The organism is Streptomyces sp. NPDC059452, from assembly GCF_042750035.1.
Taxonomy (GTDB): Bacteria; Actinomycetota; Actinomycetes; order Streptomycetales; family Streptomycetaceae; genus Streptomyces.
Window position 1 is genome coordinate 184164 of the sequence record NZ_JBHYVE010000015.1, and the last position, 22728, is coordinate 206891.

At 71.4% G+C, this 22728-nt stretch carries 24 protein-coding genes and 2 pseudogenes; 17 read left to right on the plus strand and 9 right to left on the minus strand.

Annotated features, from left to right (window positions below; all coding sequences use genetic code 11):
• The first annotated feature begins 147 nt into the window (after nucleotides 1–147).
• Nucleotides 148–525, plus strand: coding sequence for a hypothetical protein (locus tag ACFW9Z_RS21145; protein WP_384643001.1), 378 nt, complete (start codon nucleotides 148–150; stop codon nucleotides 523–525).
• A 69-nt stretch (nucleotides 526–594) separates the two neighbouring features.
• Here ACFW9Z_RS21145 and ACFW9Z_RS21150 read toward each other — a convergent pair whose 3' ends face one another.
• The 3 genes from ACFW9Z_RS21150 to ACFW9Z_RS21160 all read right to left on the minus strand — a co-directional run bounded on the left by ACFW9Z_RS21150 (nucleotide 595) and on the right by ACFW9Z_RS21160 (nucleotide 3350).
• Nucleotides 595–1593 (minus strand): heme A synthase, encoded by a 999-nt coding sequence (locus ACFW9Z_RS21150; RefSeq protein WP_384643004.1) that lies wholly within the window; start codon nucleotides 1591–1593, stop codon nucleotides 595–597.
• A 66-nt stretch (nucleotides 1594–1659) separates the two neighbouring features.
• Nucleotides 1660–2427: an ABC transporter permease gene (locus ACFW9Z_RS21155; protein WP_384643007.1), complete on the minus strand. Its 768-nt coding sequence runs from the start codon at nucleotides 2425–2427 to the stop codon at nucleotides 1660–1662.
• Entirely contained in the window at nucleotides 2424–3350 is a 927-nt protein-coding gene (locus ACFW9Z_RS21160) for an ABC transporter ATP-binding protein (protein WP_384643010.1), read from the minus strand. The genes ACFW9Z_RS21155 and ACFW9Z_RS21160 overlap by 4 nt, the downstream gene beginning before the upstream one ends.
• Nucleotides 3351–3486: 136 nt before the next feature.
• On the opposite strand from ACFW9Z_RS21160, the gene ACFW9Z_RS21165 reads away from it, so the two are divergent.
• From ACFW9Z_RS21165 to ACFW9Z_RS21205, 9 genes are all read left to right on the plus strand, one after another.
• Nucleotides 3487–4230, plus strand: coding sequence for a helix-turn-helix transcriptional regulator (locus ACFW9Z_RS21165; protein WP_384643013.1), 744 nt, complete (start codon nucleotides 3487–3489; stop codon nucleotides 4228–4230).
• Complete coding sequence (sufB, locus tag ACFW9Z_RS21170) at nucleotides 4227–5648, plus strand: Fe-S cluster assembly protein SufB (protein WP_356376931.1); 1422 nt, start codon at nucleotides 4227–4229, stop codon at nucleotides 5646–5648. The genes ACFW9Z_RS21165 and sufB overlap by 4 nt, the downstream gene beginning before the upstream one ends.
• 101 nt (nucleotides 5649–5749) lie before the next feature.
• On the plus strand, nucleotides 5750–6931 hold the full coding sequence (gene sufD, locus ACFW9Z_RS21175; protein ID WP_384643017.1) for a Fe-S cluster assembly protein SufD: 1182 nt from the start codon (nucleotides 5750–5752) through the stop codon (nucleotides 6929–6931).
• The gene (locus ACFW9Z_RS21180; protein ID WP_003969893.1) at nucleotides 6931–7248 is read left to right on the plus strand and encodes a bifunctional 3-phenylpropionate/cinnamic acid dioxygenase ferredoxin subunit; all 318 of its coding nucleotides are present in this window, start codon (nucleotides 6931–6933) and stop codon (nucleotides 7246–7248) included. The genes sufD and ACFW9Z_RS21180 overlap by 1 nt, the downstream gene beginning before the upstream one ends.
• A gap of 7 nt (nucleotides 7249–7255) precedes the next feature.
• The gene (gene sufC / locus ACFW9Z_RS21185; RefSeq protein ID WP_384643020.1) at nucleotides 7256–8020 is read left to right on the plus strand and encodes a Fe-S cluster assembly ATPase SufC; all 765 of its coding nucleotides are present in this window, start codon (nucleotides 7256–7258) and stop codon (nucleotides 8018–8020) included.
• On the plus strand, nucleotides 8017–9285 hold the full coding sequence (locus ACFW9Z_RS21190) for a cysteine desulfurase (RefSeq protein WP_384643023.1): 1269 nt from the start codon (nucleotides 8017–8019) through the stop codon (nucleotides 9283–9285). The genes sufC and ACFW9Z_RS21190 overlap by 4 nt, the downstream gene beginning before the upstream one ends.
• Before the next feature lie 10 nt (nucleotides 9286–9295).
• Nucleotides 9296–9751 carry a Fe-S cluster assembly sulfur transfer protein SufU gene (sufU, locus tag ACFW9Z_RS21195; protein WP_031125575.1) on the plus strand — a complete coding sequence of 152 codons (456 nt, stop codon included), beginning with the start codon at nucleotides 9296–9298 and terminating at the stop codon, nucleotides 9749–9751.
• On the plus strand, nucleotides 9748–10086 hold the full coding sequence (locus ACFW9Z_RS21200; RefSeq protein ID WP_015607822.1) for a metal-sulfur cluster assembly factor: 339 nt from the start codon (nucleotides 9748–9750) through the stop codon (nucleotides 10084–10086). The genes sufU and ACFW9Z_RS21200 overlap by 4 nt, the downstream gene beginning before the upstream one ends.
• Nucleotides 10087–10203: 117 nt before the next feature.
• Nucleotides 10204–10569, plus strand: coding sequence for a VOC family protein (locus ACFW9Z_RS21205; protein WP_384643027.1), 366 nt, complete (start codon nucleotides 10204–10206; stop codon nucleotides 10567–10569).
• A gap of 9 nt (nucleotides 10570–10578) precedes the next feature.
• Here the strand turns inward: ACFW9Z_RS21205 and ACFW9Z_RS21210 are convergent, their stop codons facing one another.
• Entirely contained in the window at nucleotides 10579–11553 is a 975-nt protein-coding gene (locus tag ACFW9Z_RS21210) for a hypothetical protein (RefSeq protein WP_384643075.1), read from the minus strand.
• Between the two features lie 289 nt (nucleotides 11554–11842).
• On the opposite strand from ACFW9Z_RS21210, the gene ACFW9Z_RS21215 reads away from it, so the two are divergent.
• From ACFW9Z_RS21215 to dapD, 3 genes are all read left to right on the plus strand, one after another.
• On the plus strand, nucleotides 11843–12169 hold the full coding sequence (locus ACFW9Z_RS21215; protein ID WP_018488143.1) for a multidrug efflux SMR transporter: 327 nt from the start codon (nucleotides 11843–11845) through the stop codon (nucleotides 12167–12169).
• On the plus strand, nucleotides 12169–12789 hold the full coding sequence (locus ACFW9Z_RS21220; protein ID WP_384643030.1) for a TetR/AcrR family transcriptional regulator: 621 nt from the start codon (nucleotides 12169–12171) through the stop codon (nucleotides 12787–12789). Before ACFW9Z_RS21215 ends, ACFW9Z_RS21220 begins: the two co-directional genes overlap by 1 nt.
• A gap of 103 nt (nucleotides 12790–12892) precedes the next feature.
• Entirely contained in the window at nucleotides 12893–13891 is a 999-nt protein-coding gene (gene dapD / locus ACFW9Z_RS21225) for a 2,3,4,5-tetrahydropyridine-2,6-dicarboxylate N-succinyltransferase (protein WP_384643033.1), read from the plus strand.
• A 2-nt stretch (nucleotides 13892–13893) separates the two neighbouring features.
• On the opposite strand, the gene dapA is transcribed toward dapD, so the two are convergent.
• Nucleotides 13894–14775, minus strand: a complete 882-nt coding sequence (dapA, locus tag ACFW9Z_RS21230; protein ID WP_384643036.1) for a 4-hydroxy-tetrahydrodipicolinate synthase — start codon at nucleotides 14773–14775, stop codon at nucleotides 13894–13896.
• Between the two features lie 163 nt (nucleotides 14776–14938).
• Between dapA and ACFW9Z_RS21235 the strand changes: the two genes are divergently transcribed.
• The 4 genes from ACFW9Z_RS21235 to ACFW9Z_RS21250 all read left to right on the plus strand — a co-directional run bounded on the left by ACFW9Z_RS21235 (nucleotide 14939) and on the right by ACFW9Z_RS21250 (nucleotide 19628).
• A complete protein-coding gene (locus ACFW9Z_RS21235) occupies nucleotides 14939–15643 on the plus strand; it encodes an antibiotic biosynthesis monooxygenase (protein ID WP_384643039.1) in 705 nt (234 codons plus the stop codon).
• 182 nt (nucleotides 15644–15825) lie between these two features.
• On the plus strand, nucleotides 15826–17307 hold the full coding sequence (locus ACFW9Z_RS21240) for a hypothetical protein (protein WP_384643042.1): 1482 nt from the start codon (nucleotides 15826–15828) through the stop codon (nucleotides 17305–17307).
• A 415-nt stretch (nucleotides 17308–17722) separates the two neighbouring features.
• The gene (locus ACFW9Z_RS21245; protein ID WP_384643045.1) at nucleotides 17723–19312 is read left to right on the plus strand and encodes a TROVE domain-containing protein; all 1590 of its coding nucleotides are present in this window, start codon (nucleotides 17723–17725) and stop codon (nucleotides 19310–19312) included.
• Between the two features lie 85 nt (nucleotides 19313–19397).
• A complete protein-coding gene (locus ACFW9Z_RS21250; RefSeq protein WP_003969918.1) occupies nucleotides 19398–19628 on the plus strand; it encodes a hypothetical protein in 231 nt (76 codons plus the stop codon).
• 110 nt (nucleotides 19629–19738) lie between these two features.
• Here ACFW9Z_RS21250 and ACFW9Z_RS21255 read toward each other — a convergent pair whose 3' ends face one another.
• The 4 genes and pseudogenes from ACFW9Z_RS21255 to ACFW9Z_RS21270 all read right to left on the minus strand — a co-directional run.
• A complete protein-coding gene (locus ACFW9Z_RS21255) occupies nucleotides 19739–20935 on the minus strand; it encodes a TerD family protein (RefSeq protein ID WP_384643048.1) in 1197 nt (398 codons plus the stop codon).
• A gap of 62 nt (nucleotides 20936–20997) precedes the next feature.
• The gene (locus tag ACFW9Z_RS21260) at nucleotides 20998–21219 is read right to left on the minus strand and encodes a hypothetical protein (protein ID WP_384643051.1); all 222 of its coding nucleotides are present in this window, start codon (nucleotides 21217–21219) and stop codon (nucleotides 20998–21000) included.
• Nucleotides 21220–21261: 42 nt separating this feature from the next.
• Nucleotides 21262–22494 (minus strand): annotated as a pseudogene (locus ACFW9Z_RS21265) (MFS transporter).
• A 134-nt stretch (nucleotides 22495–22628) separates the two neighbouring features.
• Nucleotides 22629–22728, minus strand: a pseudogene (locus ACFW9Z_RS21270) (IS481 family transposase); the annotation flags it as partial.

The following is a 22728-nucleotide window of genomic DNA, read 5'->3' on the forward strand; positions in this document are numbered from 1 at the left end:
GCCCACCCCCTTCTTCCCCCTTTTTGTCCGGGCGGGGGGGGGGCCCCCTTACCCCCGCTCGCCCCGTTCTCCCGGGGGGGGTCCGGCCCCACCCCCCCCCCCCCCCGCCCGTCGCCGTTCGAACTACTCGTCGGTAGCATCCTGTTCATGGGAGAGACGGCAGCAGACGCAGCAGACACCGGGCAGACCTCGCGGACGGACGCCTGGAAGGCGGCCCGCGCGGAGCGCAGGGCGGCGAAGCTGGCCCGCGAGATCGGGGCCTTCGCCAAGGAGCACGGCGGCGCCGAGGGGCAGCTCGCCTACATCGGTGAGGCGGGCGCCCGCATCGTCCTGGTCGGCCAGGACGGCGCCTGGGGCGACCTGGTGGCCCCGACCTACGCCGTGGCCGAGAACGCGGTGGAGAAGGCCGGGATCACGGTGCACGAGGAGTTCGACGGCGACTTCGCCCTCAAGGTCCGTACGGGGCCGTACGAGTGGTCGCGGATGGCGGGCATCCAGGTCGGCGGGCCTTCCAACGACAGCTGAGCACGCATACGACGAAGGGGCGGCGGGCCATGTGTGCCCGCCGCCCCTTCGTCGTACGTGTGAGGCCCCTCAGACCGCCTGTGCGGACGCCTGCCGGGGCTGCTGCTCGGCGGACTCGGCGGACGGGCCGGGCAGCGGGGCGGGCGCGTCGTCGCCGCGCTCGCGCATGCTCATCACGAGGCGGATCACGGCGATCCACATGATGGCCGAGCCGAACATGTGGATGCCGACCAGGATCTCCGGGACGTCGGTGAAGTACTGCACGTACCCGATCGCGCCCTGGGCGAGCAGCACGACCAGCAGGTCACGGGCGCGGGCCCGGGTGTCGGCGGGGGCGTCGACCACTCGCAGGGCCAGCCACATCGCGATGGCCAGCGCGCAGACCACCCAGGCGGAGATGGCGTGCACATGGGCGGCGGCCGCCCAGTCCCACGGCATGCGCGGTACGTCGCTGCTGTCGCCCGCGTGCTTTCCGGAACCGGTCACCGAGGTGCCGAGCACGATGAGGACCACGGTGGTCGCCAGGATCGCCCAGGCGAGTCGGCGCACCGGCAGGGGCGTGCGGGGGCGCGCGGTGCCGTCGCCCTCGCCGATCCGGACCCAGGTGATCACGGTGACCGCGAGCAGCGCGTTGGCGAGCAGGAAGTGCCCGGCCACCGTCCACGGGTTGAGCCCCGCCCAGACGGTGATGCCGCCGAGGACGGCGTTGCTCAGCACGATCCAGAACTGTGACCAGGCCAGCCGGGTCACCTTGCGGCGGCGCGGCTTCATCGAGCGGGTCGCGATGATCGCCCAGCCGACCGCGGCCGATAGGACGTACGTCAGCATCCGGTTGCCGAACTCGATCGCGCCGTGCAGACCCTGCTCGGGCGTCGCGAACAGGCTGTCGTCGGTGCACTTGGGCCAGGTGTCGCAGCCGAGGCCCGAACCGGTCAGCCGGACGGCACCTCCCGTCACGATGATGAAGACGCTCATCATGACGGCGGAGAGCGCGGCACGCTTCACCACCTTGGTGGACGGCGTCCAGCGCTTGGCGATGGCAGAGATGGGGGTTTCCACGCGGACCATCGTAGGAGGTGGCTTGTGCACGTTTTCACGAGGGGGTGTTCGTACGGGCTTGCCCTGAGTGGTCCGCTACTCCCAGCGGAAGAACTTCGCCGCCGCGCCCAGCCCCAGCACCGCCCACACGGCCAGGATCCCGGCCTGGGCCCACGGCAGCGACGCGCCGTGCTGGAGGACGTCCCGCAGCCCCTCCGAGAGCGCCGAGATGGGCAGCAGCCCCAGCACCGACTGCACGGCGTCCGGGAACTTGTCCAGCGGCACGACGACCCCGCCGCCGACCAGCAGCAGCAGGAAGACCAGGTTGGCGGCGGCGAGCGTCGCCTCGGCCTTCAGCGTCCCGGCCATCAGCAGCCCGAGCCCGGAGAACGCGGCGGTCCCCAGTACCAGGAGCAGCAGCACGGAGAGCGGGTTGCCCTGCGGCGACCAGCCCAGCGCGAAGGCGATCGCCGTCAGCAGCAGCACCTGGAGCACCTCGGTGACCAGCACCGAGAGCGTCTTCGCCGTCATCAGCGCCCAGCGCGGCAGCGGGGAGGCCCCGAGCCGCTTGAGGACCCCGTAGCGGCGCTCGAAGCCGGTGGCGATGGCCTGGCCGGTGAACGCCGTCGACATCACGGCCAGCGCCAGGATGCCCGGGGCCAGGAAGTCGACCGACGCGCCCGAACCGGTGTCCACGATGTCCACCGCGCTGAACAGCACGAGCAGCAGCGTCGGGATGATCACCGTCAGCAGCAGTTGCTCGCCGTTGCGCAGCAGCATCCGGGTCTCCAGCGCGGTCTGCGCGGCGATCATCCGGGGGAGCGGGGCGGCGCCGGGGCGCGGGGTGTACGTACCGGCGCTCATGCGCGCAGCTCCTTGCCGGTCAGTTCGAGGAAGACGTCCTCCAGGGTGTGCCGCTCCACCGAGATGCCCTCGGGCATCACACCGTGCTGTGCGCACCAGGAGGTGACGGTGGCCAGCAGCTGCGGGTCGATGCTCCCGGTGATGCGGTACGTCCCCGGGAGCGGTTCGGCGGCCCCGGAGCCGTCGGGCAGCGCCTTGACCAGGGAGCCGAGGTCGAGCCCCGTACGGCCGGTGAAGCGCAGGGTGTTCTCGGCGCCGCCCCGGCAGAGCTGCTCCGGGGAGCCCTGGGCGATGACCCGGCCCGCGTCGATGATGGCGACGTCGTCGGCGAGCGCCTCGGCCTCGTCCATGAAGTGGGTGGTCAGCACCACGGAGACCCCGTCGGCGCGCAGCTCGCGCACCAGGTCCCAGGTGGAGCGGCGGGCCTGCGGGTCGAGCCCGGCGGTCGGCTCGTCCAGGAAGACCAGCTCGGGCCGGCCGACGACCGCGAGGGCCAGGGCCAGGCGCTGCTGCTGGCCGCCGGAGAGCCGGCGGTAGGCGGTGCGGCCGCAGGAGCCGAGGCCGAGGCGCTCGATCAGCGCGTCCACGTCCAGCGGGTGGGCGTGCAGCTTCGCCATGTGGCGCAGCATCTCGTCGGCGCGGGCGCCGGAGTAGACACCGCCGGACTGGAGCATGACCCCGATCCGGGGGCGCAGCCGCTCGGCGTCGGCGACCGGGTCGAGCCCGAGGACGCGTACGGTGCCGGCGTCGGGGCGGCGGTAGCCCTCGCAGGTCTCGATCGTGGTGGTCTTCCCGGCGCCGTTCGGGCCGAGGACGGCGCTCACCGCGCCCGGCGCGACCGCCAGATCGAGGCCGTCCACCGCGGTCTTGCTGCCGTACCGCTTCACCAGGCCCTTGACCTGTACGACGGGCTCGTTCTCCATGGCAAGGAAGTCTAGGCAGGGGGTCCGACAGGCCCTCTGCCGGGGCCAGATTAGGTAACCCTAAGTGACGAACCACACCGTAGATCGTTCCGGACCGTGGTTGTCATGGCCGAATGAATTACGCAACAATGGTGTTGTGAAATACGACGGACGGGCTCCTCAGGAGGAACTCGCGACCGGTGAGCGCTCGACGCGCAACCGGGTCGCGCGCTCCATCCTGGACCACGGGCCCTCCACCGTCGCGGACCTCGCGGGGCGCCTCGGCCTCACCCAGGCCGCCGTCCGCCGCCACCTGGACGCCCTCGTCTCCGACGGGGTCGTCGAAGCCCGTGAACAGCGGGTCTACGGGGCGCGGACCCGTGGCAGGCCCGCCAAGGTGTTCGCCCTGACCGACTGCGGCCGGGACGCCTTCGACCAGTCCTACGACAAGCTGGCCGCGGACGCCCTGCGCTTCATCGCCGAATCCGGCGGGGACGAGGCGGTCATCGCCTTCGCCCGCGCCCGGATGGCGGCGATGGGCGAGGCATACCGCGCCGCTGTGGAGGCCGCGGCTCCCGAGAAGCGTACGGAGGCCCTCGCCAGGGCCCTGAGCGCCGACGGGTACGCTGCTACGGCGCGAAGCGCGCCGGGCCCGCAGCAGGGCGAGCAGCTGTGCCAGCACCACTGCCCGGTAGCGCATGTCGCCGAGCAGTTCCCACAGCTGTGCGAGGCGGAGACGGAATTCTTCTCCAGCCTCCTCGGGACCCATGTGCAGCGTCTGGCCACCCTCGCCCACGGCGACGGCGTGTGCACGACGTACGTGCCGCGCAGCGGCCACGCAGCACCCCCACAGACCACCCATTCAGCATCTGCAAGCACGGCCGGGAGGAACCCCGCATGACGCTCCCCACGGAGACTGCCCACCCTGAGCTCGAGGGCCTGGGTACGTACGAATTCGGCTGGGCCGACTCCGACGCGGCAGGCGCGGCGGCGAAGCGCGGCCTCTCCGAGGCTGTCGTCCGCGACATCTCGGAGAAGAAGAACGAGCCCGAGTGGATGCTGAAGCTGCGGCTCAAGGGCCTCAAGCTCTTCGACAAGAAGCCCATGCCGAACTGGGGCTCCGACCTGTCGGGCATCGACTTCGACAACATCAAGTACTTCGTGCGCTCCACGGAGAAGCAGGCGGCCTCCTGGGAGGAGCTGCCCGAGGACATCAAGAACACGTACGACAAGCTCGGCATCCCCGAGGCGGAGAAGCAGCGCCTCGTCGCCGGTGTCGCCGCGCAGTACGAGTCCGAGGTCGTCTACCACCAGATCAACGAGGAGCTGGAGGCGCAGGGTGTCATCTTCATGGACACCGACACCGCGCTGAAGGAGCACCCGGAGCTCTTCAAGGAGTACTTCGGCACCGTCATCCCCGTCGGTGACAACAAGTTCGCCTCGCTGAACTCGGCCGTGTGGTCCGGCGGCTCGTTCATCTACGTGCCCAAGGGCGTCCACGTGGAGATCCCGCTCCAGGCCTACTTCCGTATCAACACGGAGAACATGGGCCAGTTCGAGCGGACGCTGATCATCGTCGACGAGGACGCCTACGTCCACTACGTCGAGGGCTGCACCGCCCCGATCTACTCCTCGGACTCGCTGCACAGCGCCGTGGTCGAGATCATCGTGAAGAAGGGCGGCCGCTGCCGCTACACGACCATCCAGAACTGGTCGAACAACGTCTACAACCTGGTCACCAAGCGGGCCGTGGCCTACGAGGGCGCGACCATGGAGTGGGTCGACGGCAACATCGGCTCCAAGGTGACCATGAAGTACCCGGCCATCTACCTGATGGGCGAGCACGCCAAGGGCGAGACGCTCTCCATCGCCTTCGCGGGCGAGGGCCAGCACCAGGACGCCGGCGCCAAGATGGTCCACATGGCGCCGAACACCTCCTCCAACATCGTCTCCAAGTCGGTGGCGCGAGGCGGCGGCCGTACCTCCTACCGCGGTCTGATCGAGATCGGCGAGGGCGCGCCGGGCGCGAAGTCCAACGTGCTCTGCGACGCTCTGCTGGTCGACACGATCTCGCGCTCCGACACCTACCCGTACGTGGACGTCCGCGAGGACGACGTGTCGATGGGCCACGAGGCGACCGTCTCCAAGGTCTCCGAGGACCAGCTCTTCTACCTCATGAGCCGCGGACTCACCGAGTTCGAGGCCATGGCGATGATCGTGCGCGGCTTCGTCGAGCCGATCGCGAAGGAGCTGCCCATGGAGTACGCCCTGGAGCTCAACCGGCTGATCGAGCTGCAGATGGAGGGTTCGGTCGGCTAGGACCTCGATGCGAGGACCCCATGGGACGGCCGCCCGGCGGCCGTCCCCGCCCCACCGAACCACCCCCCTTCTTGACTGAGAAAGCGAGCACTACGACAGCCATGGCTGAGGCTCAGAACACTCCGGTGGGCTCCACCACCGCCGGCTCCATCGCGGTGGCCGCCGAGTCGACCGTCGCCACGCGCATGAGCGCGCCCCCGTCCTTCGACGTCGCGGACTTCCCCGTCCCGCACGGCCGTGAGGAGGAGTGGCGCTTCACTCCGCTGGAGCGGCTGCGCGGGCTGCACGACGGCACCGCCGTCGCCACGGGCAGCGGCGTGAAGGTCGCGGTGGAGGCGCCCGAGGGCGTCACCGTCGAGACCGTCGGCCGCGACGACGCCCGGCTCGGCAAGGCCGGTACGCCGGTGGACCGGGTCGCCGCGCAGGCGTACAGCTCCTTCGAGCAGGCATCGGTCGTCACGGTCGCCAAGGAGGCCGTGCTCTCCGAGCCGATCCGGATCGCCGTGCACGGCGAGGGCGGCACCGCCTACGGCCACCAGGTCATCGAGCTGAAGCCCTTCGCCGAGGCCGTCGTCGTCATCGACCACACCGGTGACGCGGTGCTCGCCGCCAACGTCGACTACGTGCTGGGCGACGGCGCCAAGCTGACCGTCGTCTCCGTCCAGGACTGGGACGACACGGCCGTCCACGTCGGCCAGCACAACGCGCTGGTCGGCCGCGACGCCTCCTTCAAGTCGATCGTCGTCACCTTCGGCGGCGACCTGGTCCGGCTGCACCCCCGCGTGGCCTACGCGGCCCCCGGCGGCGAGGCGGAGCTCTTCGGCCTGTACTTCACCGACCAGGGCCAGCACCAGGAGCACCGCCTCCTGGTCGACCACAACACCCCGCACTGCAAGTCCAACGCGGTGTACAAGGGCGCACTCCAGGGTGAGGGCGCGCACGCCGTCTGGATCGGGGACGTCCTCATCCAGGCCGCGGCCGAGGGCACCGACACCTACGAGATGAACCGGAACCTCGTCCTCACGGACGGCGCCCGGGTCGACTCCGTACCCAACCTGGAGATCGAGACCGGCGAGATCGTCGGCGCCGGCCACGCCTCGGCGACCGGCCGCTTCGACGACGAGCAGCTCTTCTACCTCCAGTCCCGCGGTATCCCGGCCGAGGAGGCCCGCCGCCTGGTCGTGCGCGGCTTCTTCGCCGAGCTGGTCCAGCAGATCGGCCTGCCGGACGTGGAAGCCCGGCTGCTCGACAAGATCGAGACCGAGCTGAAGGCGTCCGTCTGATGTCGTTCGTCAAGGCGTGCGCGCTGAGTGAGCTGGAGGACGACACCCCGAAACGGGTGGAGCTCGACGGCACACCGGTCTCCGTCGTCCGCACCGAGGGCGAGGTGTTCGCGATCAACGACATCTGCTCGCACGCGAACGTGTCGCTCTCGGAGGGCGAGGTGGAGGACTGCGCGATCGAGTGCTGGCTGCACGGCTCGTCGTTCGACCTCCGCACCGGAAAGCCGTCCGGTCTTCCCGCGACGCGCCCCGTCCCCGTATACCCCGTCAAGATCGAAGGGGACGATGTGCTCGTCTCCGTCACCCAGGAGTCCTGAGTCACCCATGGCAACGCTTGAAATCCGCGACCTGCACGTCTCCGTCGAGGCCGACAACGCCACGAAGGCGATCCTCAAGGGCGTCGACCTGACCGTGAAGCAGGGCGAGACCCACGCCATCATGGGCCCCAACGGGTCCGGCAAGTCCACCCTCGCGTACTCGCTCGCGGGTCACCCCAAGTACACGATCACCGGCGGTACGGTCACCCTGGACGGCGAGGACGTCCTGGAGATGTCCGTCGACGAGCGCGCCCGCGCCGGCCTCTTCCTGGCCATGCAGTACCCGGTCGAGATCCCCGGTGTCTCCGTCTCCAACTTCCTGCGCACCTCCGCCACCGCCGTCCGCGGCGAGGCCCCCAAGCTGCGTACGTGGGTCAAGGAGGTCAAGGAGACGATGGCCGGGCTCCAGATGGACCCGTCCTTCGCCGAGCGCAACGTCAACGAGGGCTTCTCCGGCGGTGAGAAGAAGCGCCACGAGATCCTTCAGCTGGAGCTCCTCAAGCCGAAGATCGCCGTCCTGGACGAGACCGACTCCGGCCTGGACGTCGACGCGCTCAAGACCGTCTCCGAGGGTGTCAACCGGGTCCGCGCGACCGGCGAGGTCGGCACCCTGCTGATCACCCACTACACCCGCATCCTGAAGTACATCCAGCCCGACTTCGTGCACGTCTTCGCCAACGGCCGGATCGCGGCCTCCGGTGGAGCCGAGCTCGCCGATACGCTGGAGAACGAGGGCTACGAGGCATACACGAAGGGTGGCGCTTCCGCGTGACTGACGCCCGACAGGGGCTCACCGGCCTCCTCGACACCGAGGCGATCCGCAAGGACTTCCCGATCCTGGACCGCACGGTCCATGACGGCCGGAAGATCCTCTACCTGGACTCCGCGGCGACCTCGCAGAAGCCGCGCCAGGTCCTCGACGCGCTCAACACGTACTACGAGCGCCACAACGCGAACGTGCACCGAGGCGTCTACACGATCGCCGAGGAGGCCACCGCGCTGTACGAAGGCGCCCGTGACAAGGTCGCGGCCTTCATCAACGCACCCAGCCGCAACGAGGTGATCTTCACCAAGAACGCCTCGGAGGCGCTCAACCTCGTGGCCAACATGCTCGGCTGGGCCGACGAGCCCTACCGGGTGGACCGCGACACCGAGATCGTCACCACGGAGATGGAGCACCACTCCAACATCGTGCCGTGGCAGCTGCTCTCGCAGCGCACGGGCGCGAAGCTGAAGTGGTTCGGCATCACCGACGACGGCCGCCTGGACCTGTCGAACATCGACGAGATCATCACCGAGAAGACGAAGATCGTCTCCTTCACGCTGGTCTCCAACATCCTGGGCACGGTCAACCCGGTCGAGCAGATCATCCGCCGCGCCCAGCAGGTCGGCGCGCTGGTCTGCATCGACGCCTCGCAGGCGGCCCCGCACATGGTGCTCGACGTGCAGGCGCTCCAGGCCGACTTCGTGGCCTTCACCGGCCACAAGATGGTCGGCCCGACCGGCATCGGCGTGCTCTGGGGACGGCAGGAGCTCCTGGAGGACCTGCCGCCGTTCCTCGGCGGCGGCGAGATGATCGAGACCGTGTCGATGCACTCGTCGACGTACGCCCCGGCGCCGCACAAGTTCGAGGCCGGTACGCCCCCGATCGCCCAGGCCGTCGGCCTCGGCGCGGCCGTGGACTACCTCTCGGCGATCGGCATGGAGAACATCCACCGGCACGAGCAGGCGATCACCGAGTACGCGCTGAAGCGCCTCCTGGAAGTCCCGGACCTGCGCATCATCGGTCCGACGACGGCCGAGGACCGCGGTGCGGCGATCTCCTTCACGCTCGGCGACATCCACCCGCACGACGTGGGCCAGGTCCTGGACGAGCTGGGCATCTGCGTCCGGGTCGGCCACCACTGCGCGCGGCCGGTCTGCCTGCGGTACGGAGTTCCCGCGACGACGCGTGCGTCGTTCTATCTGTACTCCACGCCCGCCGAGGTCGACGCGCTGGTGGACGGGCTGGAGCACGTCCGGAACTTCTTCGGCTGAGGGCTGACTGGTGAAGCTTGATTCGATGTACCAGGAAGTGATCCTGGACCACTACAAGCACCCCCACGGGCGTGGCCTGCGGGACGGCGACGCCGAGGTGCACCACGTCAACCCGACGTGCGGCGACGAGATCACGCTCCGGGTGAAGTACGACGGCGAGACCATCGCCGACGTGAGCTACGAGGGCCAGGGCTGCTCCATCAGCCAGGCCAGCGCCTCCGTGCTGAACGAGCTGCTCGTCGGCAAGGAGCTGCCCGAGGCGCAGAAGATCCAGGCCGCCTTCCTGGAGCTGATGCAGTCCAAGGGCCAGCTGGAGCCGGACGAGGCGATGGAGGAGGTGCTGGAGGACGCGGTCGCGTTCGCCGGTGTCTCCAAGTACCCCGCCCGGGTCAAGTGCGCGCTGCTGAGCTGGATGGCGTGGAAGGACGCGACGGCCAAGGCGCTGTCCGAAGGGAAGACCGCATGAGCGAGAACGAGACCGCGACCATGAAGCCGGCCTCCGAGGAGGAGGTCCGCGAGGCGCTGTACGACGTCGTCGACCCCGAGCTGGGCATCGACGTCGTCAACCTGGGCCTGATCTACGGCATCCACGTCGACGACGCCAACATCGCCACCCTCGACATGACCCTGACGTCCGCGGCCTGCCCGCTGACCGACGTCATCGAGGACCAGGCGAAGTCCGCCACGGACGGCATCGTCAACGAGCTCCGGATCAACTGGGTCTGGATGCCGCCGTGGGGCCCGGACAAGATCACGGACGACGGGCGCGAGCAGCTGCGCGCGCTCGGCTTCAACGTCTGATCCCGCGCTCCCGAGCACCACGTCCGACGGCCGTGCCCGCCAGTCCTGCTGGTGGGCACGGCCGTTCGCGTTGGCTCCGGGGTGCGGGGGAGGGGTCCGCCGGGCACACTGTCCGGCATGGCCGTCCGCTTGTACCACCTCGCCGTAGACGCCCACGACCTGCCGCTCCTGGCCCGCTTCTGGAGCGCGGTACTGGAGTGGCAGGTGCTCTTCGAGGACGAGCACGAGATCGTCATCGGCGCCCACGAGACCGCGCTGCCGGGCATGTGCTTCCTCCCCGTGCCGGAGGGCAAGACCGTCAAGAACCGGCTGCACATCGATCTGACCCCCGACGACCAGGACGCCGAGGTCGAGCGGATCATCGCGCTCGGCGCACGGCGGCTGGACGTCGGGCAGGGGACGGACGCCACCTGGGTGGTTCTGGCCGATCCCGAGGGCAACGAGTTCTGTGTACTGCGCCCCAAGCGGACGCTGACGGACTGAGCCCGAGCGCTACGCGGGCGCGCCCGGCGGCGGCCCGTACTGCTCGGGCAGGGGCTGCTCCGCCGCGGCCGCGGCCAGGACCGGGCCCAGGTTCTCCGTGCGTATCCGGCGGTCCACGTACACCAGGCCGGTCACCAGCGGCGGGAAGACCGCCGAGAACAGCTGGGCCACCAGCTGGCTGATCAGGGTCAGCACGATGAGGCTGCCGAACATGGCGAGGATCTCCCCGCCGCTGGGCTGGGATCCCAGGCTGGGGGCGCTCATCATGCCCGGGATCACGCCGATCATCTGGAACAGCATCTGGATCAGATAGCCGGCCACGGCCGCCATCACATGGGCGAGCAGCGTGATGCCGAAGACACGCCACCAGTCGTCGCGCACCAGCTGGGCCGAGCGGCGCAGGGCCGCGACCGGGCCCTGCTTCTCGAAGACCACGATGGTCGGGGCCAGGGAGAACTTCACCCAGAGCCAGAGTGCCACCGGGATGGTGGCCAGCCAGCCGAGGACGCTCAGCCAGATCAGCGTGGCGGAGCCCGAGCCACTGTACGAGGCCAGCATCGCGATGAAGGCGACCAGGAAGAGGAGGACGGGGACGGCGGCGACCAGCGCCATCAGGACCAGCGTGCCGATCATGGACCAGACCCGTGACCAGGCGCGGCGCCAGACGGTGCCGAAGCGGATCGGGCGGCCCAGGACGGCCTCCTGGAGGACCACCGGGACCGACGCCTGGACGACGGCCGATGCCAGCAGATAGGCGATGACGGCGGCGACCGCCAGGAAGCCGAACGTGATGCCCAGCGACGCCAGTCGCTCCGGGTCGGGGGTGCCGGGCGACGTCAGGTGGTCCCAGTCGGCCGCGACGGTGGAGATGACGGTGAGCAGGCCGATGCCCAGCAGGACCGTCGCCCCGCCGAAGAGTGCCAGGGCCATCCCGACCAGCACCTTCCAGTGGCGCCCGATCGTCGTGAAGGCGCCGCCGAGTATCTCCGAGAGCCCCAGCGGCGCCAGGGGTATCACCCCCGGCTTCGGTGGCGCCCAGCCGCCGTTCCAGCCGCCACCCGGCCACTGTGCTCCCCCGTGGAAGGGGCCCCCGTCGTGGGGTGCGCCCCCGTGCGGGGCACCGCCCCACCCTGCATCCTGCGCCACTGGTGTCTCCGGTTTGTCGTCCGCCCGTGCTGCCGGGCCGTTCCGTCGTCGGTCGGGACACCGTAACGCCCTTGACGTGGGCCGATGATATGTACAGTCGTACGCAACGATGCGTACACTCGTACGCATGGGATACGCATACGGACTGCTGGCCGCGGCGATCGCGGCGGAGGTGGCCGGGACGACGGCCATGAAGTACAGCGAGGGCTTCACCCGGCTCTGGCCCTCGATCGGCACGGCGGTGGGCTATCTCATCGCCTTCACCCTGCTCGCGCAGACCCTCAAGACCCTCTCCGTGGGCACCGCGTACGCGATCTGGGCGGGCGTCGGCACCGCGGCCGTGGCCCTCATCGGCATCCTGTTCATGGGGGAGTCCAGCAGCCTGGTCAAGATCGTGGGGGTCGGTCTGATCGTCGTCGGGGTCGTCGTGCTCAATCTGGGAGGGGCACACTGATGGCCCGCCGGTACGACCCCGAGCGGCGGACGCGGATCATCGACGCGGCGCTGCGGGTGATCGCGGCCGACGGCATAGCCGGGCTCAGCCACCGCACCGTGGCCGCCGAGGCGGATGTGCCGCTCGGCTCGACCACGTACCACTTCGGCTCACTCGACGAGCTGCTGACCGCCGCCCTGCGCCGCTCCAACGAGAACTTCGCCCGCGCGCTGCGCGACAGCGAGGCCTTCGCCGCGCAGCCCGCCGAATGCGCCGCCCGGCCCGCTGGGGGCGGGCCGGGCGTTGAGGACGGGGCTGGTGCCGGTGGCGGGCCGGGGGCGCTTCTCGCCGATCAGCTGACCCAGGTGCTGGAGGAGTGGTTCGCGGGCGACCGGGGTGCGATCGAGCTGGAGTACGAGCTGTATCTCGCGGCCCTGCGCCGCCCGGTCCTGCGCCCCGTGGCCGCCGAGTGGGCCGAGTCGGCGGTGGAGACGCTGTCCACCCGCACCGACCCGGCCACCGCGCGGGCCCTCGTCGCCCTGCTGGAGGGCGTCTGCCTCCAGGTGCTGCTGACCGGCTCCGCCTTCGACGCGGACTACACCCGCGAGATGCTGGCCCGGGTCGTGGACGGCCGGGCCTGAGGAGCGCGGGTCACCCCGCCGCCCGGAACGGCGGCAGCCGCGGGGCGGCCGGAAGCTGAGACCGGTTCGCCCGCGCGGGCCCCGGCCGGTTAGGTTTCTGTCCATGACCGACACGACTTCCCAGGCCACTTCCCGTACCACCGGCGCCGTCGCCGCCGGCCTCGCCACCGTCGCCGGTGACGGCACCGTCCTCGACACCTGGTTCCCCGCCCCCGAGCTCAACCCCGAGCCCGGCCCGGCCGGTACGACGCGGCTCACCCCGGACGAGGCCGCGGGCCGCCTCGGCGAGGGTGCCGCCAAGGCCATCGGCGTGGACGCCCGGCGCGGGGTCGAGGTCGTCGCCGTCTCCACGGTCATCTCCTCGCTGGAGGACAAGCCGCTCGACGCGCACGACGCGTACCTGCGCCTGCACCTGCTCTCGCACCGGCTCGTCCAGCCGCACGGCCAGAACCTCGACGGCCTCTTCGGGCTGCTCGCCAACGTCGCCTGGACCTCGCTCGGCCCGGTCGCGGTCGACGACCTGGAGCGGGTCCGCCTCAACGCCCGCGCCGAGGGGCTGCACCTCCAGGTGACCTCGGTCGACAAGTTCCCGCGCATGACGGACTACGTGGCCCCCAAGGGCGTACGGATCGCGGACGCCGACCGGGTCCGGCTCGGCGCGCACCTCGCCGCCGGGACCACCGTCATGCACGAGGGCTTCGTCAACTTCAACGCGGGCACGCTCGGCACCTCCATGGTCGAGGGCCGCATCTCGGCGGGCGTCGTCGTCGGCGACGGCTCCGACATCGGCGGCGGCGCCTCCACCATGGGCACCCTCTCCGGCGGCGGCAACGTCCGCATCGTCATCGGTGAGCGCTGCCTGATCGGCGCGGAGGCGGGCGTGGGGATCGCGCTCGGCGACGAGTGCGTCGTGGAGGCCGGGCTGTACGTCACGGCCGGTACGCGCGTCACGCTGCCGGACGGCCAGGTCGTCAAGGCCCGTGAGCTCTCCGGCGCCTCCAACATCCTCTTCCGCCGCAACTCGGTCACCGGCACCGTCGAGGCCCGGCCGAACAACGCGGTGTGGGGCGGCCTGAACGAGGTCCTGCACGCCCACAACTGATCTCAGGCCGCGAGGAGCTCCTCGTACGCCGCACGCAGCCCGTCGACCGCCTCGCGGCCGGCGGGCTGCAGCGGTTCCCGGACCGGGCCCGCGTCCAGCAGGGCCTTCGCGGTGACGGTGCCGGGCAGCCCGCCCGCCATCATCAGCTCGGCCAGGCGGACCGTCAGCCCGTTGAGCCGGGCCGCCTCGTCGGTGCGCCCCGCGTCGAACGCGTCGAGCGGCGCCCGCATCTGACGCGGTGCCACGTTGGCGACGGTGCTGACATAGCCCGCGCCGCCCAGCGCGTACAGCGGCAGGTTCAGCTCCTCGCACCCCGAGTAGTACGCCAGCGGGCTCCGCGCCAGCACCTTCGTCGAGCCGAGCAGGTCGTACGCGCAGTCCTTCACCGCGACGATCCGCGGATGGTCCGCCAGCCGCAGCAGGGTCTCCGGCTCGATCCGGACGCCGGTGCGGCCGGGGATGTCGTACAGCATCAGCGGTACGCCGGTTGCCCCGGCGATCCGCAGGAAGTACGCCTCCACGGCGGCCTGCGGCGGGCGGCTGTAGTACGGGGGCACCACCAGCAGCCCGTCCGCACCCGCCTCCTCGGCCTCCCGCGCGAGGCGCACGCTGTGCGCGGTGTCCGCGCTGCCGACGCCGGAGAGCAGCGGCACCCCGTCGCCGACCTCCGCCCGGACCGCCCGCAGCAGGTCCGACTTCTCCGCGTCCGAGGTGGTGGGCGACTCCCCGGTGGTCCCGCTGAGCACCAGCCCGTCGCACCCCTCGGCCACCAGGTGCGCGGCGTGGGCGCGGGCGGCGTCGAGGTCCAGGGCTCCGGTGGCGGTGAACGGGGTGATCATGGCGCAGAGCGTGCGGCCGAAGGGGCGAGGTGCGGTGGTGGTCATGTCCGCAGTGTCGGCCCCGGGAACCGTGAAGGTCCACTTAGATCTGCTTGCCCGGACCGCGAAGGGTTACTGAACAGTACCGAGGTTGACCTCAAGTGTGGTTGAGGCGTGAGGGTGGTGGTCACAGCGCACCGACCGGCGCGCGTGAGAGGGGAGCACCGCCATGACCGTGCACTTCACCGACCGTCCCGACCCGGCCCGCACCGACGCCGGGATCGCCAAGGCCAGTACCTGGAACGTCGGTACGCCGGAGCGGCAGCGGGAGGCCGTCGAGGCCATCCGGAAGGTCTGGGGGAGCCGGGACTGGCCACACCCCGGGCTGCTCTCCTACAGCGTCTACGTGGGCGAGGACGGGGCGACCCTGCTGCACTACTCCCAGTGGACCGGCGAGCGGGCCTACCAGGACTTCGTACGGGAGGGCCGGGACGCCCGCAACGCCGAGATCGACGCCGCCGTACCCGGCATCGAACGCCTCGCGCTCCACACGTACGAGCTCTACCGCTCCGGACCCCGGGCCGAGGGCGACACCCGCGAACCCGGCTCCGTCGTGATCGTCGACGTGGAGTTCGACGGGCCCGACCCGGCCCGCCAACGGGACTGGGTGGACGCGGTGTTCGAGGCGCTCGGCGACGACCTCCACAAGGCCGAGGGCGGCATCGCCGCGCACTTCCACGTCAGCACCGACGGCACCCGGGTCCTCAACTACGCCGAGTGGGAGAGCGCCGAGCACCACATCGCCGCCCTCGCCACCCCCGGTGAGGGGATCGGTTCCCCGACACCACTGTGGGAACGCGTCCAGAAGTACCCGGGCATGACCGGTGGAGGCGTGAACCGCTACACGCCCGCCCTCAGCATGCGGGCGGGGTGAAGCGCGGGGGTGGAGTGCGGTAACCGCCTTGTGCTCCGGCGGAGTTGTCGGCGTACCCCCGGTGAACGGTGGCGGTCGGTCGCCCGAACCGGGTGGCATGCGGCGAATTGCGTCTAGGCTTGGGCGGCTGAACCGCGTCCGCACTCCGTACGCCCCCGAGCACGCACCGAGGAGAACCCCCGATGTCCGCAGAGCGTCCCATCCTGCCGCCGGTGCGGCTGCACTCCGAGGCCGAACTGGCGCGGGACGCGCTCGCCGCACCGCTGTTCGTCCGCGCCGTCCGGCTGGCCCGCTGGGCGGGGCCCGACGCGCGGGTCGGAGCCGGTGGCGAGCTCGTGGAGGCGCAGCTTCCGGCGGCCGCCGAGCACCTGGGCCTCTCCGCCGACGAGGACGGTGCCGCGTACGCGAGCGAGGCCTGGCGGCTCGCCGTGGACACCGGTCTCCTCGACGTCACGGACCCCGAGGGCGAGGAGGAGGACGACGAGACCGAGGGGACCGTCACCGCGGGCGAGAACCTGTCGCTGCTCACCACCGGCTCCCCGCAGGACGTCCTGTCCATCTGGCTCGACGGCTTGGAGGCCGTGCACGCCGACGCCACCGCGCCCGTCCTGGACGACTTCGCGGACCTCGTCGGCGAGGACGGCTCGATCGACTTCGACGCCCTGGACTGGGACCCGGAGGCGGAGGCCGAATTCCTCGACGGGGTCCTCGGCAACCTCTATCTGCTCACCCTCGCGGACAACGGCGCGGGCGACGGCCCGGTGCCGTTGCCCGCCCTCGCCGCGTCGATGATCGTCCCCGACGACATGGGCGAGCCCACCGACGACATCCTGGAGCAGGTGTCGGAGGCGATGATGCGCCTCGACGACCAGTTCCGGCTCCTGGAGCCCATCGGGATCGTCGAGTACCAGCCGGTGGACGAGGCGCTGATGGTCGAGGAGGGCGAGGCGGCGGACGGTGCCGGACCGGCCGGTTCCGCCGACGAGGAGGACGTCACCCGGTACGGCATGGTCAAGCTGACACCGCTGGGCCTCTACGGCATCCGGGCCCGGATGCTGGAGGCCGGGGTGGACGCCCCCGCCGTCGGCGACCTCGCGGGCAAGGGGGCCGATGCCCTCCTCGACGGCATCGCGTACTACCCGGAGCCCGCCGCCCGCGCCGAGATCCAGCTCTGGCTCGCCGGGCGCGGCCCCCAGGGGGCGGTCGCGGCGGCGGCCGAGCTGCTGGCGGCGGCGCGCGGCACGGACGAGGGGGCACCGCTGCGCCGCCTCCACTGCCAGCAGGCGCTCGCCCTGACCGGTGAGGAGGCCGAACCGGCCGTACGCGCCGTCCTCGGCGACCAGGAGCTCGGCGGCCTGGCCCGGGTCTGGCTCGCGGAGCGCGGCGCGGCCGACGTCCCGGCCCCGCCGGAGGCCATGATCTTCTGGCTGGCCATCGACACCATCGCCGCCCAACTGGACGCGGACGGCGAACTCGACGAGCTCCAGGGCCTGATCGAGGGCCTCTCCGCCCAGCACAGCGGCTTCTTCGACGAGGTCTGGCGCGTCGACCACCCGGCCACCGCCGACGTCCTGGAGGCCATGGGCCGCCTGCACAGCGACAAGAAGGCCGCGAAGGACGCCCGCAAGGCCGCGTTCAAGGCCCGGTCGCGCGCGGGGGGCTGAGGAGCGTAGCGCAGGCGTGGACATCTGCTCCGACAAAGCAGGTGTCCACGCTTCCCGTTGCCCGTTCCCTCCGAAATTCCCTCGCGTACGCGGACACCGGTCCCTAGGGTCATGGACATGCACCTCCCGGTGCGAAGGCCGCGGCTCCTTCCTTTCAAGAGATACGCCGCAGCCACTGTTGATCTCGGGAGGCGCGAGCGCCGGGGTGCCCGGTGCGCAGACGACGGATACTTCCTGGATCCGACGGTTGCGGGTTCGAGTCCCGCCCGGCTCCGGCCGGTAGCTCAAGTGGGCAGAGCATCGGACTGTTCTCCGTCGTCGACCGGGCCTTCGTGGGCTCAGATCTCGGGCACCCCGTTCCGCCGCCGCGCTCCCCCGGAATCAGGATCGGAATCAGGAATTCGGGGGAATTCTCATGGCTCGTTTCAACCAGCGCATCAGCCGGCTCCGTTCCGCCCTCCCCGGCCCGACCTCGCCCGTCACCACGACCGGCGCGCTCGCGGCCAACCACCAGGGCGGCACCGGGCGCGTGCGCGATGCCCGTTCCGAGCTCTTCCTTCTCGCCGTCGCCAACTTCGTGGCGCAGGACACCTTCTACGAGGGCGGCGAGGAGCGCGACACCCGGTTCGCCGCCCTCGTGCGCCGCCTCGCCGTCGAGGACCCCGCCTGGACCGCGGGGCTCCTCCACTGGCTGCGCCGCGACGGGCAGCTGCGGACCGCCTCGCTGGTCGGCGGCGCGGAGTACGTGAAGGCGCGGCTGGACGCGGGGTGCGCCGAGGGACCGGCGAACCGGCAGGTCATCGACTCCGTACTGCTGCGTGCCGACGAACCGGGCGAGCTGCTCGGCTACTGGACCTCCCGCTACGGCCGCGCCCTGCCCAAGCCCCTCAAGCGGGGCGTCGCCGATGCCGTACGCCGTCTCTACACCGGGCGGGCGCTGCTGAAGTACGACACCGTCTCCAAGGGCTTCCGCTTCGGTGACGTCCTCAACCTGGTGCACGCCGCGCCCGACCCGGCCAAGCCCTGGCAGGGCGAGCTGTTCCGGTACGCGCTGGACCGCAGGCACCGGCCCGAGAGCGCCGTGCCGCCCGTCGGCGACCGCACCCTGACCGCCCACCGGGCCCTCATGGAGCTGCCGGTCGCCGAGCGTCGCGCGGTCGTCACCGGGCCCGGCGGTGCCGAGCGGCTGGCCGGGGCAGGGATGACCTGGGAGGCGCTGGCGGGCTGGCTGCAGGGGCCGATGGACGCGGAGGCCTGGGAGGCGGTCATCCCGTCCATGGGGACGATGGCGCTCGTCCGCAACCTCCGGAACTTCGACGAGGCCGGGGTGAGCGACGAGGTCGCGGCGCGTGCCGCCGCGCGTATCAGCGATCCGGAGGCCGTCGCCGCGTCCCGGCAGTTCCCCTTCCGCTACCTCGCCGCCTACCGGCACGCGCCCTCGCTGCGCTGGGCCCACCCCCTGGAGCAGGCTCTCGGCCACTCCCTGGGCCAGGTCCCGGCGCTGCCCGGCCGCACCCTGGTCCTGGTCGACCGCTCGGGCTCCATGTGGTCCCCGCTCTCCGAGCGCTCGCAGCTGAACCGGGCGGACGCCGCCGCCGTCTTCGGCGCCGCCCTCGCGTTGCGCGCCGCCGACGCGGACCTGGTGGAGTTCGGCACGGCCAGCGCGCCCGTGCCGTACCGCACGGGCGAGTCCGTGCTCAGGGTCCTGGAGCGCTTCGGCAACCTGGGCGGCACCAACACCGTACGGGCGGTGGAGCGCCACTACCGGGGCCATGACCGGGTGCTCATCGTCACCGACGAGCAGGCCGCGTACACCTTCCGTGGCGATGTGAGCCGGGGCGTTCCGGACACGGTGCCGGTCTACACCTGGAACCTGGCCGGATACCGGCTCGGCCACGCCCCGTCCGGCGACGGAAACCGCCACACGTTCGGGGGGCTTTCCGACGCCGCGTTCCGCATGGTTCCGCTGCTGGAGGCGGGGGTGAGCGCTGACTGGCCCTGGTGAGCGCGGGTCACGAATCCGGCACTTCTGGGGCCCGGGCGGCAAACGGGCATGGCGCCGGGCCTTCACAGGGCGCATACTCGACTTAATGAAACAGTCAGCCGGATCCCGGCGTCACCTGCCTTCCAGTCCCTTCAACCGCCCGGCCCAGGAGGCCCCACCGGTCGAATGCTTCGATGTGGGCGACAGGGTGTCGCACGACCAGTTCGGGCTCGGCAGAATCCTTGCTGTCGAGGGCGACAACGACGCAGTCCTCATCGACTTCTCGGGGCGACAGGGGAGGATCCTGAGCCCGTACTCCAAGCTGACCAAGCTCTGAGACACCGCACGAGCACGAGCAGCGACCGTCTTCTCCGGATCCGGGGCACCTGAATCACTTCAGGTGCCCCGGATGCCGTTGGGGCCCGGATCCACCGGGCCCCCGGAGAGTCAGAGGGACTTGGCGGCGGGCTTCACCATGCCCCGTACGGTGCGTGACTTCACGAACTCGCCCATGGCCGTCATCTCCCACTCACCGGTGAACTGCTTGATGAGCTTGGCCATGATGACGCCGGTCTGCGGCTCCGCCCCGGTCAGGTCGAACCGGACCAGCTCCTCGTCGGTGCGCGCGTCGATCAGCCGGCAGTAGGCCTTGGCGACCTCGTTGAACTTCTGGCCGGTGAACGAGTTCACCGTGAAGACCAGGCCCGTCGCCTCGGCCGGGATGCGGCCCAGGTCCACGACGATCACCTCGTCGTCCCCCGCGCCCTCGCCCGTGAGGTTGTCGCCGGAGTGTTTGATCGCGCCGTTCAGGATGGTGAGCTTGCCGAAGTAGCAGCTGTCCAGGTGGTTGCGCTGGGGGCCGTACGCGATGACCGAGGCGTCCAGGTCGATGTCCTTGCCCCGGAACGCGGGCTCCCAGCCGAGGCCCATCTTGACCTGCGAGAGCAGCGGGGCGCCGCCCTTGACCAGGGAGACGGTCTGGTTCTTCTGGAGGCTGACCCGGCCCTTGTCCAGGTTGATCTTCCCGGCGGCCGCGGGCGGGGCGGCGGGCGGTGCCGGGGGAGCGGCGGGGACCGGGGGCGCGATCCGCGGGTCGACGGGGGCCGCGGGGACGGCCGCCGCCGGGGCCGGCGGGGCGGCGGGCTCCTCCACCGAGACGCCGAAGTCCGTGGCGATCCCGGCCAGCCCGTTCGCGTAACCCTGGCCGACCGCGCGGGCCTTCCAGGCGCCGTTGCGCAGGTAGATCTCGATGACCACGAGCGCCGTCTCGCTGCCCAGCTGGGGCGGGGTGAAGGTGGCGAGCGCACTGCCGTCGTCGGCGTTGCGCACGGTGGCGGTGGGCTCGACGCCCTGGAAGGTCTGGCCCGCCGCGTCGGGGCTCGCGGTGACGACGATCTTCTCGATGCCCGGCGGGACCGCGGTGGTGTCCACCACGATGGCGTCGGGCGCGGAGCCGCCGCCGGAGCGGTAGGTCACACCGGGGCCCGAGGGCTGGTTGTAGAAGATGAAGTCGTCGTCGGAGCGCACCTTGCCGTCGGCGGTGAGCAGCAGGCCCGAGACGTCGAGCCGCACCGGAGCGGCGACGTCCACCGCCACACGGACGGCGGAGAGAGGGATGTTCGAGCCGGGGGTCATTGCGGTCATGCACGGAGTAACGAACGACCCGGCTTTGCCGTTCCCTTACCTTTGCGGCCGTCGGAACATTCTCAGCGGCGGTTGCGCGGGTGGTTGCGGGCGGCGCGTTCGTTGCCGTGCTTGTACGCGCCGGTCCAGCGCGCCATCACCAACTGGGCGTCGCCCGACTCCGCCTCGGCCAGGAACTTCTCGGCCCGGCCGCCGCGCAGGGTGCCCGCCGGGCGGCCGTGGTGGGTGATGGTGACGCTCTGGTCACCGTGCTGTTCGTACTGGAATCCGGAAGGTCTCGGCATGTTCGTATCCTGCCCGTCCGGCCGTTTCCGTGTCGCCCGGATTTACGACCGCCCGTCGGCCCCGTCGGCCCTGCGACCCCCGGCGCCCCCGGCGCGCCGCCACCCCCACCCCAGCGCCCCCGCGGCCGCCACCCCCACCGCCCCGCCCACCGCCGTCAGTACCCGGACGTCCACCACCGCCACGAGCGCCGCCCCCAGCGCCAGGGCCACCGCGTTGGGGGCCGCCATCAGGGAGCCCGCCGTCGCCACCGTCCGGCCCAGCACCGTATCCGGGGTCTCCCGCTGCACCGCCGTCACCGCCGCGACCAGCACACACGGCAGCCCGAACCCGATCGCCGCGCTCGCCGCCAGGCCCACCGCCTCCTGCGGCAGCGCCCGCGCCCCCACCGCCAGCCCGAACACCGCCATCCCGCCCGCCGCGAACGCCCGCTCCGGCAGCCGGCGCAGCAGCGGCCCCGCCAGCAGGCCCACCGCCACCGAACCGGCGCCCTAGACCGCGTACAGCACCCCCGCGTACGCCGGCGCCCGCCCGAGCACGTCGTCCACGTACGCGTACATCACCGCCCCGTTCACCCCCGCCACCAGCATCGTCACCGCCCCGGCCGCCACCAGCGGGCGCAGCACCGCCGATCCGCCGATCCGCCGCAGCCCGGCGCCGAGTTCACCGCGCCGCGCCCCCGCCGGGGCCCGGGGTGGCTCCCGTACCGGAAGCCGGGCGAAGAGCAGGGCGGCCAGCAGACAGGTGACCGCGTCCAGCAGGGCCACCGCCGGGCCGCCGAACCGGGCGTACAGCCCCGCGCCCGCCAGCGGGGCGACCAGCTTCATGCCCTCGTTGGCCGTCATCCGCAGCCCGTTGAAGTCCGCCAGCAGCCGGGGCTCCACCGCCCGCGCCACGAGCGCCGACTCCGCCGCGTCGAGCAGGACACCGGCCGTCCCGTAGAGCACCAGCACCACGAAGACCAGCCAGACGCTCCGTACGGAGTCGACCAGCAGCAGCGAGGCCAGCAGGCAGGCCAGCGCCAGGTTGACCCGGACCAGCAGCGCCTTGCGGGGGAGCCGGTCCGCGAGGGCGCCGAGCGCGGGCCCCGCCAGCACCGGGGCCCACATCGCGAACACGGTCAGGGCCGCCAGACTGTTCGAGCCGGTCAGCGACTTGACCCAGATCCCGGCCGCGAGCCACAGCGCCGACGTACCGAACCCGGAGACGACCACCCCCGCCAGACACCGCCCGGCCGTCCGGTCCCGCAGGACCCGCCCCACCGCCGAATCGCCCATACCGCCGCCGTCCCCTCCGCCTCATGCTCCGCACCTGCGCTCTGTGCGGCTCATGCTGGGGAGTAAGGCGGTCCGGGGGCATCGGGCGGATGCCTGAGGAGTTCCCCTGTGGGCGAGTCCCCGTACGACAGGCCCTAGATGTATTGACCCGCAGGGTTGTTGACGCGGGTGATGGGTGGTTGGCCGCCGAGTGCGGTGTGGCTGCGGTGGTGGTTGTAGGTGTGGAGGAAGTCT